The sequence below is a fragment of the Pseudoflavonifractor sp. An184 genome, assembly GCF_002160305.1.
In the GTDB taxonomy this organism is placed as follows: Bacteria; Bacillota; Clostridia; order Oscillospirales; family Oscillospiraceae; genus Lawsonibacter; species Lawsonibacter pullicola.
On sequence record NZ_NFKI01000079.1, the window covers coordinates 1 to 10,711 of the forward strand.

11 protein-coding genes and 1 pseudogene are annotated in these 10,711 nt (G+C 54.5%); 4 read left to right on the forward strand and 8 right to left on the reverse strand.

Annotation, left to right across the window (positions count from 1 at the left end):
• Positions 1-547: 547 nt before the first annotated feature.
• The 8 genes and pseudogenes from B5F19_RS15525 to B5F19_RS15560 form a co-directional block, all read right to left on the reverse strand.
• The gene (locus B5F19_RS15525; RefSeq protein WP_087292261.1) at positions 548-1,165 is read right to left on the reverse strand and encodes a DNA alkylation repair protein; all 618 of its coding nucleotides are present in this window, start codon (positions 1,163-1,165) and stop codon (positions 548-550) included.
• A gap of 124 nt (positions 1,166-1,289) precedes the next feature.
• A complete protein-coding gene (locus tag B5F19_RS15530) occupies positions 1,290-1,487 on the reverse strand; it encodes a helix-turn-helix domain-containing protein (RefSeq protein WP_087242861.1) in 198 nt (65 codons plus the stop codon).
• Positions 1,480-1,902 (reverse strand): sigma-70 family RNA polymerase sigma factor, encoded by a 423-nt coding sequence (locus B5F19_RS15535; RefSeq protein WP_087292264.1) that lies wholly within the window; start codon positions 1,900-1,902, stop codon positions 1,480-1,482. The genes B5F19_RS15530 and B5F19_RS15535 overlap by 8 nt, the downstream gene beginning before the upstream one ends.
• A 163-nt stretch (positions 1,903-2,065) precedes the next feature.
• Positions 2,066-2,509: a zinc ribbon domain-containing protein gene (locus B5F19_RS15540; RefSeq protein WP_002571021.1), complete on the reverse strand. Its 444-nt coding sequence runs from the start codon at positions 2,507-2,509 to the stop codon at positions 2,066-2,068.
• 129 nt (positions 2,510-2,638) lie between these two features.
• Positions 2,639-2,767 (reverse strand): annotated as a pseudogene (locus B5F19_RS15545) (Maff2 family protein); the annotation flags it as partial.
• A 63-nt stretch (positions 2,768-2,830) separates the two neighbouring features.
• Positions 2,831-4,615 (reverse strand): type IV secretory system conjugative DNA transfer family protein, encoded by a 1,785-nt coding sequence (locus tag B5F19_RS15550; RefSeq protein WP_007709590.1) that lies wholly within the window; start codon positions 4,613-4,615, stop codon positions 2,831-2,833.
• Entirely contained in the window at positions 4,612-5,085 is a 474-nt protein-coding gene (locus B5F19_RS15555; RefSeq protein WP_007860263.1) for a PcfB family protein, read from the reverse strand. The genes B5F19_RS15550 and B5F19_RS15555 overlap by 4 nt, the downstream gene beginning before the upstream one ends.
• Before the next feature lie 36 nt (positions 5,086-5,121).
• A complete protein-coding gene (locus B5F19_RS15560) occupies positions 5,122-6,066 on the reverse strand; it encodes a DUF6017 domain-containing protein (protein WP_007860264.1) in 945 nt (314 codons plus the stop codon).
• A 982-nt stretch (positions 6,067-7,048) separates the two neighbouring features.
• Between B5F19_RS15560 and B5F19_RS15570 the strand changes: the two genes are divergently transcribed.
• The 4 genes from B5F19_RS15570 (at position 7,049) to B5F19_RS15585 (ending at position 10,584) form a co-directional block, all read left to right on the forward strand.
• Complete coding sequence (locus B5F19_RS15570) at positions 7,049-8,236, forward strand: iron-containing alcohol dehydrogenase (protein ID WP_087292273.1); 1,188 nt, start codon at positions 7,049-7,051, stop codon at positions 8,234-8,236.
• Between the two features lie 106 nt (positions 8,237-8,342).
• Entirely contained in the window at positions 8,343-9,839 is a 1,497-nt protein-coding gene (gene glpK, locus B5F19_RS15575) for a glycerol kinase GlpK (RefSeq protein ID WP_087292276.1), read from the forward strand.
• A 30-nt stretch (positions 9,840-9,869) separates the two neighbouring features.
• Positions 9,870-10,313: a hypothetical protein gene (locus B5F19_RS15580; RefSeq protein WP_087292279.1), complete on the forward strand. Its 444-nt coding sequence runs from the start codon at positions 9,870-9,872 to the stop codon at positions 10,311-10,313.
• A gap of 22 nt (positions 10,314-10,335) precedes the next feature.
• A complete protein-coding gene (locus tag B5F19_RS15585; RefSeq protein ID WP_087292282.1) occupies positions 10,336-10,584 on the forward strand; it encodes a hypothetical protein in 249 nt (82 codons plus the stop codon).
• Positions 10,585-10,711: the final 127 nt, after the last annotated feature.

The window sequence follows — 10,711 nt, forward strand, 5'->3', positions numbered from 1 at the left end:
CGCAAGCCGCAAAGCAGGGTTTGGGGAAGGCACTCCCCAACAAGTTTCCCGCGAGGGGCAAAACCGCAGAATTGCGGATTTTGGCACCGTGGTAGAAACTTGCTCTAAGTAAGCCGCAGACTGCCCCTGTTCGGGTTTTTCCGTACATAGAGCGAATGGAACGGGGCTTCCGGCCCGCTGTGCGCGGCCTTTTTTCTTTCCGCTAAAGATACATTTGAAAGGCCGCTGTCTGCCCGCTGGCTGGGGATTTTTCAAAATTTCTTTTGCCTTAGTAATCCGGCCAACAGGGTTTTGGCAACCGGCGGGGCAGAGAATTTTTCCTTTCACTCCCTACAACACCAGCAACGACAAAAATGACGGAAATACTGGAAATTTTCTCTTTGCTTCTTAATACGGACAAATTTCAAAAATGCCAAATAGACAACAAAAAAAGCAGCAAATCTTTTTCAGACTTACTGCTTTCGCTGGTCGCCGGTGGCGGCTGGTATTCAGTTTTGAAAGTTCGGGTCAAGTTGCACCGATGATGGAAGTACAGAAGTTTACGGATTTATTTTTCAATAAATTTACTTGCCAGCTTGTAAACCTGCCGAACTTCTTTTGATGATAAATCCCATGTGCTTAATTCCGCTACAACTAACGCGCTGTGTTTCTTACTAATATCCCTTATGGCATTGCCTACGGATTTTCGTACATACTCACTTTCATCGGATTTATGATCAGATAATAGGTCAATGGCTACCTGTGGATTGTCTTTGAAATACGGGCGGCTCGTCCATACTCTTAATCCTTCTGATACAGCCCGTCGTACATTGGCGCAATCGCTGGCTAACCATTCTTGAATGGTTGGCAGAGCAGCTTCATATCCGATAATCTTACAATGATTATCAAAGGCCATAGCCAAAATTTCCTGTACCTTCCAGCTATCATGTTGACTTACTGTGTTTTTCAAGAATGATAGTGCGGCGGAATTTTCGTGAGCCGCATATCCTAACAGGAAAACTCCTACTTCCTGTATCTGAAAATTATTTGACTGATACAGTTCATGTCCCATGTGGACACATTCATCAAGTGAATGTGTCTTATAGAATTTCTCGGCCTCAGATTTGACAAGTTTCAGGCTGTCCTTTTCGGGTATCAGTTCCTCTAAATATTTTATATATTCCATGACGCTATTCATCTCCTTATCTTCGCTGGCTCCATTATACTATGACCGACTGCTCTTGGAAATAGATGAATTGTAAACTTGCTGGGTGGCGCCGATAATGACAGCCGGTATTTAGTTTTTCAGCTTATCGGTCAAAGCGAAACTTGAATAGCGCGGCAATTAGCTGTTGCTTCACATATTCCTCAACCTCGGTATTTACTTGACCGTTCACTTTAGAAAAATATCGGATATATCCGGCGTAATGGGACAGAACGGCGTTTACTGCGTCCGGGTCGCCCTCATGGGCTTTGACGATTGTTTCATAGGGGAGAAGTTTACTCATGGTCTTTTCCCTCCATGAGCCGCCGTAACCGCTGCAAGGCAAGCTGGATATGCCGCCCCGCTGTGCTGCGTGTCCGTCCGATATGTACGCCGATCACCCGCTGCGGCTGGCGCAGGAAATAGTAACGGAAAATTTCTTCCTGTGTCTGCTCTGGCAAAAGGGCAAGGGCGGCGGCGAGTTCCGCATGGTACAGAACGGCGGTCTGGCCGCAGGCGGTAAAAAGATATTCTTCAAGCTGCTCCGGCTCGGCAAGCTGGACAAACTTCTCATTCATCAGATAGTCAAGGGAAACTTCCCGTTCCCACCTCCGGCGCAGCTTCAAAATTATATCTATGGCGGCGTGACGAATGACAACCTTGCAAAAGGCGTTAAAGGTGTACTGGATATGCACTTTGTAGGCTTCATCTTCGGTCATGGAAATTCCCCCTCTCTGATAATAGTGCGGGGCGGCAGCACTCCTTGCTGTCGCCCCTTGATTGCCTACCAGCAAAGGCGGGCGGGGCTGTCAACGGCGGCGCGGTACGCGCCGTTCATCTTGACCGTTGACTGGCTCGGCTGGCTTTGCTATGACAATATAGTTATTTCCAGTGCTTTAATTGCGAAAGGTACAAATCAAACTGATTACGTCTGGTTTCTTCATCTGCGTTATCGGGATTTGGCATATTCGCAACCAGATAATCCAATAAAGATTCCTTGGATTGATATGCAAATTTCCCATTAGCATAGCACCATTTACAATAGTCCTCGTTATAGCTTCCGTCTGGTTCTCGGCTAATCAGACCATCTTCATTCAATGGCATTCCGCAACACTGACAAACAAGTTGCCGTGGAGAACCCAGAAGCGTATTGATTGACACATCAAAAACTCGTGATAACAGTTTTAAGGTATCTGTATTTGGCTGCGTTTCGCCTGTTTCCCAGCGACTAACCGCCTGTCGGGTAACTTGCACACGTTCAGCCAGTTGTTCTTGCGTAAGGTTGTTTTTCTCGCGTAAATTTTTAAGAATACCTTGTATTTCCATGCCCGTCCCTCCTAAAGGTTGTTTTTACTCATTATAACTTCAAAATGGGGTTTTAACAAGCAACTCGCTGTTGCTGCGGAATAGTGGGCTGCTGTCTATCAATTCTTATGTGTTACTTTATGGCACATGAGCATTGGCTCCGGGATTGTCGTTGCCGTAACCCTCCATTAAGTTAATGGCACCCCAAATGCCAAGACCTGCGCCAAGCGCGATAACCAAAGTCTGCAATACACCAACTGCGCTGTTAAAGAAATCCATATAAACCTCGCTTTCTGCCGTTGTGCGGCTCAAAAAATGTTGTTGAAAATGAAAATGCCGCCGTTATTCCTCGGCGGCTGCGTCCTCGTCGGACAAATCTATTTCGTATATGTCAAAGGCTTCATCGGGCTTTACGATTGCCGGACGGGTAGACATATACCGTTCAACGTCAAAAGCGTTTTTCTTGTCGAAGTCGGAAAGGTATTTGTAGTTCGGGTGTTTCGTTATATCGTATTTGTCGCTTAAAAAGGGACGTACACCGCGTAGCTGCAAAATACATTTCCCACCGTCCATAACTGCTATTTCGTCCTGTGTCATCAACTCCTTTCCTAATTTTTGATAAGTAAGTCCATGAGAAACCTGCGTGCCGCGATTTTCGGAAGTGTTGAAACTGTCGATTGTTTCCCGTCCCAAGTTATCCGAAATATCCTTTGCATTTTTCCCACGTCCTCCCAAAAACAAGGTGCTGTCGGCATTATCAAGTATGATTTCTGCCGCGTCCTTGTAAATGGCTTTTAGCTGGCTCTGCGATTGCAGAATGATAGAAGCGGACATTTCCCGGCTGCGAATGGTCGCAATTAGTTTATCAAAGCGGGGTATCTGCCCGATGTTGGCAAACTCGTCAAGCAAAAAGCGGACGTGAACAGGCAATTTGCCGTTATATTCGTCGTCCGCTTTATCACAAAGTAAATTGAAAAGTTGCGATTGCAAAATAGCGATAACAAAATTAAAGGTGTCGTCGGTATCGCTCATTATGAGGAAAAGCGCGGTTTTCCTGTCGCCCAATGTATCAAGTTCCAATTCATCATAGGACATGAGTTCCCGGAGTTCCTCTATATCAAAAGGGGCAAGACGCGCACCGCAAGAAATAAGGATTGACTTTGCCGTTTTGCCCGCCGCCAATTTGTATTTTTTATATTGCTTCACCGCGAAATGGTCGGGGCTGCGTTCTTCCAAATCGGCAAAGAGCAGATCAACGGGGCTTTGGTATTCCTCGTCGTCCTCGCGTGCTTCGCTTGCGTTGATAAGTTCCAACAGGGTAATAAAGTTCATTTCCTCGGCGGGGGCTTCATACCAAATGTAGCCGATCAACGCGCAATATAGTAACCTCTCGGCTTTCACCCAAAAATCTTCCGCGCTCTTTTCTCCCTCGCCTTTGGTATTCACGATAAGGGTATTGACAACCTTTAACACGTCCTTTTCGCTGCGGATATAGACAAAGGGGTTATAGTGCATACTTTTCCGAAAGTTTATCGTGTTCAGTACCTTAATGCGGTAGCCTGCCCGTTGCAGCAGCTTTCCGCACTCGATTAGGACGGTGCCTTTCGGGTCGGTCAAGACGTAGGAAGAATGAAGCTGCATTAAATTAGGCTTTACAAAAAACCTTGTTTTTCCGCTGCCGCTGCCGCCGATCACCACGACGTTTTTATTTCTCGCGTATTTCGGTGATTTAGGGCGGCTGTTCATGGTAAGCCGTTCGGTCTGCGTCAAAATGATGTTGTTCTGAAAATCTGGGTCGATGTAGGGCTTTATATCTTCGGCGTTGCCCCAACGTGCGCTGCCGTATTCTGCGCCCTTGCGGTATTTCTTCGCGTTTTTCCCTTTGACATAGACAATCAGACGGATAACCACCGCGCCGACAATGCCAATAAGCAAATCCAACGGGTGAACGCTCGGCAAGGCATTTGAAAACGCTTCGGAAAATCCCTGTGTGATATTGAGTATCTTTTCGGAAATATCCGCGCCGGGGGCAAGCCGCACCGCCTGTCCCACCTTATCAAAGAGATAGACAAAGAACACATACGGGATATTCGGGATTATCAGCTTTTTGTAGTTTATCTGCTTCATATCTCGCGCCCCCTGTCTATTTTCTTTACCTTGTCGCGGGCGGCGTTAAGCTGCTTCGCCTTGTCCTTTGCTGCGGCAAGGGCTTTGCGGATAGAGGGCTTTTTATCCCTGTTCAGCTTCTTTGCGGAAAACTCTTGAAACGCTGCGGTCATAACGTCCGCGTCCCTGCCTTTGAAAAACACAAGGTAACGGGTCTGCTCGCCCTTAACCTTTTTCAGCGAAAAATCTATGTTGTATTTCTTCGCCGTACTCTCAAAGGCTTTAATATTGCTGTCGGTGATCTCGATGTTGGAAACGCCCGCGTTCTGCTTCATAAGCTGGCGCATGGTCTGTTTCCCATGCGCGGGCTTGCTTTTCTGCTCCAAAAACTTTCGGATTGCTTTCTGCAACGCCTGTTCGGTAAGCCGCGCCGCGCCTTTTCCCACTTTGACGTATAGGGCAATCGTTTTTTGGGTTACTTCCTCCTGCAAGGTATCAACTCCTTTCCCGGTAAAGTGTGGCTATGCTCATTCGCCGCCGTAAAAATCGTGATTGACAAGGGCGGTATAGTAGCTGTCAATGGTACTCGGCGCGTTGAACAGCACCGCTTTTAGATACTGCTTGATATTGCGCACTTTGGTTGTGTTTTCCCTCATGCAGTCCAAAACAAATTCAATATGGCTGCTGTTCAGCTTCAAAAACTTGGATTTGACAAGTTCGGCGGGGTAGTCGTCCCCGGCAATACGGATTGTCTTTCGGGCTGTGCAGACGGTTTCCAGCATAAGGTCAACAATCTCATTTAGGCGGTCTGCGTCGATTTTACAGTTTTGAATGAGATGGTCGTATTCGATATTGTCCTTGATAATCTCCCTGTAAATCTCTACTGCGCTATTGCTTTTCGCTTCCGTTCTTTTCCTTTCCGGCGGCGTAGCCGCTTCGTCCTGTGCAAAGGGCAAGGGGTTTGGGGAATGGAAAGGAATGGAATGGGTACTTGATAAATCAGTAATTGATTGTTCTTTACTTGATATATCTTTATTTAATTGCGTTGGATTTTCCAACGTAGGTTTTTCCAACGTTGGATTATCCAATGTTGGATTTTCCAATGTTGGATTTTCCAATGTAGGGTAATCCGATATAGACGGCTGTTCGCCGCTGGTAGCTGCTTCCGGCTCTCGCGGCTGCGGCTGCTCGTATATGACATAATCCGCGCCCCGCAAGCGTCCTTTCTCGTCGCGCTCCCGGCTGCGCACGATATATCCGGCTTTTTCGAGTTCTTTTACCGCTTCGCGGATTGCGTCGATCTTCTCGCGGTTGATGTGAGATAAGCCCGCAAGGGTATAATCCCAATCTTCGGGCAAAGACAGCATTTGCGAAAGCAAGCCTTTTGCCTTTAAGGTGAGTTCCTTATTGCGCAAGTGGTGGTTGCTCATAACGGTATATCCCGTATTGCGTTCCACTCTGAAAACTGCCATGTTTCATCACTTCCTCTCTTGGTCTGCGTGGAATATTAGAAAGCCGTTTTCGGCGGTTTTGGTATTGCAGTATGCCTTTGCCGTTTTTGTGTCTGAAAAGCCTTGTATTGCAAGGGCTTTTTCGCGCCTAACGTTCCACGTTACCGCCTGTTTTCGGGCATAAAAAAACCGCAACTCTTTTCAAGCTGCGGCGACATATCCTACTCACTTAAAAACGCCATATCAAGGCTTGTCCAACCTTGCTACGGCGTTTTAGGTGTAATTATAGGGGTTGTTTAATTGTCTTTAATGTGCTGAAAGCCGCATGGTTACGGCATTTTCCTTGTTGTGCATATATTGACGGGGCAGTTGCGCCCTGAGCGCCCGCGGCCCCCGTCGGACCGGTGGGACCAGTCGCACCCTGAGCGCCCGCGGCGCCCGTCGGGCCGGTGGGACCGGTTGCGCCCTGAGTCCCTGTGGGACCCGTCGGACCGGTGGGGCCCGTCGCGCCGTCAGGGCCTGGATTTCCTTGGGGACCGGTGGGTCCAGTGGGCCCATCGGGCCCGGGCGTCCCCTGCGGACCGGTAGGCCCAGTGGGGCCGGGCAGGCCGGCAAAGCCCTGGGGCCCCTGAATCCCCTGTGGACCGGTGGGGCCGGTTGGACCGGTGGGCCCCTGGGGTCCTGTCGGGCCGGTGGGGCCCCAGACCGGAGGACAGGGCGGCGGACAAGGAGGCGGGCACGGGGCGGGACAACAGCAGTCCGAGGGGCGGGCAGTGGTCAGATAGGCCACCACTTCCCCGCACGGCCGGCCGCCCCGGTCGGATGGAAGGTAATGATTCATAGCAGGATACGCTCCTTCTCCTTGGATCGTTCTATGTGGCTGTGCCACATCCCAGCCTATGCGTTCCAGGAGAAAATGGTCCCCCTCCCCTTGCCACCGGACAGCGGTTGTGCTACCATTTTCATATGGTTTTCAGTTTTGGAAAGGGGGAACTTCCGTACCATGAATGCATTTGAATTTTATCAGCCCACCGCCATTGTCTTTGGCCCCGGCACCGAGGCCCAGACCGGTCCCAAGGCCGCTCAACTGGGGGCTCGGCGCGTCCTGGTGGTCTACGGCGGACAGAGCGCCAAGGCCAGCGGACTCCTCTCCCGGGTGCTGTCCTCTCTGGACGGGGCGGGACTGGCCCACGAGACCTTCGGCGGCATCCACCCCAACCCCCGTCTGTTTCAGGCCCGGGAGGGGGTGCAGAAGGCCCTGGACTTCGGGGCCGACCTGATCCTGGCCGTGGGCGGCGGCAGCGTGATCGACGCGTCCAAGGCCATCGCCCTGGGGGCGGCGAATCCGGAGGCCGATCTGTGGGACTTCTGGCAGCGGAAGCGGCCGGTGGAGCAAATTCTGCCCATCGGAGTGGTGCTCACCATCTCCGCCTCCGGCAGCGAGACCAGCGACACCGCCGTCCTCACCCACGACGAGACGCTGGTAAAGCGGGGGCTGGGCTCCGACCTGCTCCGGCCCAAGTTCGCCATTCTGGACCCGGAGCTCACCTACACCCTGCCCCCCTACCAGGTCTCCTGCGGGGTGGTGGACATTATGATGCACACTCTGGACCGGTACTTCACCTCGGTCACCGGCAACCTGCTCACTGACGAGATCGCCGAGGGACTGCTGCGCACGGTGATCGCCTGCGGGACCCGCGCCCATAAAAACTCCCACGACGAGCAGGCCATGAGCGAGCTCATGTGGGCTGGCAGCCTCTCCCACAACGACCTCACCGGCCTGGGAGCCCCCAAGGACTTCGCCCCCCACCAGCTGGGCCACGAGCTCAGCGCCCGGTTCGACTTCGCCCACGGGGCCACCCTGTCCGCCGTTTGGGGCAGCTGGGCCGCCTACTGCTGGAAAACCAACCCCGCCCGCTTCGCCCAGTACGGCGTGAAGGTGTGGGGTCTGGACCCCGCCGGGAAGACCCAGGAGGAGCTGGCCCAGGAGGCCATCGCCCGGACGGTGGACTTCTTCCGCTCTCTGGGCATGCCCACCAGCCTGGTGGAGCTGGGCTGCGGCCTCCAGACGGAGGAGGAGCTGGAGGAGCTGGCCCGCCGGTGCACCTTCTACGGCCAGCGCACCATCGGGGCCTTCCGGGTGCTGGGGTACGAGGATATTCTGGAGATCTACCGGCTGGCCAATCACTGATTTTGATTCTGTGTACCGCAGGGGTTTCGCCGCCTGCGAAACCCCCATAATTTTGACATCCCCCGCGTTTTCTGTCATAATAAAAAACAAAAGGCAGGTGCCGCCCATGAAGCGCTATATCGCCGCCCTGGACCAGGGGACCACCAGCAGCCGGTGCATCCTCTTCGACCAGGAGCAGAACATCATCGGCTCCGCCCAGCGGGAGCTCACCCAGATCTATCCCAAGCCGGGCTGGGTGGAGCAGGACCCCATGGAGATCTGGTCCACCCAGTACTCCGTCCTCACGGAGGTGCTGGCCCAGACCGGCGTCTCCCCGGAGGAGCTGGCCGCCATCGGCATCACCAACCAGCGGGAGACCACCATCGTCTGGGACCGGGAGACCGGCCGGCCCGTCTCCAACGCCATCGTGTGGCAGTGCCGCCGCACCGCCTCTCTGTGTGAGGAGCTGAAGGCCGACGGGGAGTTCTCCGCCTATGTGCAGGAGCACACCGGACTGCTCATTGACGCCTACTTCTCCGCCACCAAGCTGAAGTGGATTCTGGACCACGTGGAGGGAGCGCGGGAGAAGGCGGAGCAGGGGGAGCTGCTCTTCGGCACAGTGGACGCCTGGCTGGTGTGGAAACTCACCGGCGGTGCGGTCCACATCACCGACGTGACCAACGCCAGCCGCACCATGCTCTTTGACATCCGGCGGCTGTTCTGGGACGAGCACATCTGCGCCAGACTGGGCATCCCCATGAAAATGCTGCCCCAGGTGCGGGACTCCAGCCAGATCTACGGGACCGCCGATCTGCTGGGGGCTGAGGTCCCCATCGCCGGAGTGGCCGGGGATCAGCAGGCCGCCCTGTTCGGCCAGGGCTGCTTCGCCCCGGGGGAGGCCAAAAACACCTACGGCACCGGCTGCTTCCTGCTGATGAACACGGGGGACCAGCTGTGCCGCAGCCGGAACGGACTGCTCACCACCGTCGCCGTGGGGCTGGACGGGAAGGGGGAGTACGCCCTGGAGGGCTCGGTCTTTGTGGGCGGCGCGGTGATCCAGTGGGTGCGGGATGAGCTGCGCTTCATCGGCGAGGCCCGGGACGCGGAGTACTACGCCTCCAAGGTGCCCGACACCGGCGGCGTCTACCTGGTCCCCGCCTTCACGGGGCTGGGGGCTCCCTACTGGGACATGTACGCCCGGGGGGCGCTGGTGGGCATCACCCGGGGGACCAGCCGGGACCACATCATCCGGGCGGCCCAGGAGTCCATCGCCTATCAGGTCTGGGATCTGGCCGACGCCATGGAGAAGGACACGGGCATCTCCCTGAAAGAGCTCAACGCCGACGGCGGGGCCAGCCGGGACAGTTTTCTTCTGCAGTTCCAGGCGGACATTCTGAACAAGCCCGTGTGCCGCCCCAAGATCCGGGAGACCACCGCCCTGGGGGCCGCCTATCTGGCGGGGCTGGCGGTGGGCTTCTGGAGCGGCCGGGAGGAGATTCGCGCCCTGCGGCAGACCGACCGGCTCTACCAGCCCGGCATGGACGGCAATACCCGGGAGCGGCTGCTCCGGGGCTGGCACAAGGCTGTGGGCCGCTCCCTGAACTGGGCGGAACCCCAGGACTGAATCGCGAAACACCAAAGGAGAACCAAGGGAATGGAATACTTTAACGTCTGCAAAGAGATCTGGAACCGGTGGGTGCCCCAGCGGGGGTACGCCCAGGTGCTTCAGGGGGAGCTGCTGCGGCAGATCGAGCGTCTGCGGTACGAGGCCCAGCACAACGAGAACCGGAGCTGGAACGACGATCTTCTCTATTACTGCGACTTTCTCCGCTCCACCCTGCGGGAGGCGGACTGCCTTACGCCGGAGGAGCGGGATAGGGTAAACGCCGCTCTGGTGCGCCTGCGGTCCTGCGGCGAGGTGGCCTTCCGCTACTACAAGGGGGACATCTCGGATCAGGAGCTTGCCGAGGACTACAACGGAGAGCTGGCTTATCAGAACAACGACCTGTATGACCTGGTATGCGACGCCATCGCCCTGTTCTACCGCGCCAACCCCAACCCCATTCCCTACGAACGCCGGCGGGACGGCCGCCGGTAACCCTCAGCAAAGGAGCGTCACTGTGGAAGCACTGTTTATCCCCACCCTGTCCTTCTGGGAGAACGGCAACAGCTGGTACGGCAGCCTGGGCCAGGCCCGGTTTTTCATCCAGCCCCAGGAGGGACAGCTCACCGTCCAGCTGTGGCGGGGCCCCCTCACCAAGGAGCTCAGCGAGATTCTGGCGGAGACGGCCTTCCCCCTCAGTCCGGAGGGGCTGGACCAGCTCACCGCCTGGCTGGACCAGCAGGCGGAAGTCCTGAACAAAGTGTAAAAAAATCCCACCGGCTGAATGAACAGCACCCCAATTGTTAGACAGTATGGTATACTACTAACGAATGGGGTGTTGTTTTATGCCAAAAGGGAAACCAAATAAAAGATACACAGGGGAGTTCAAACAA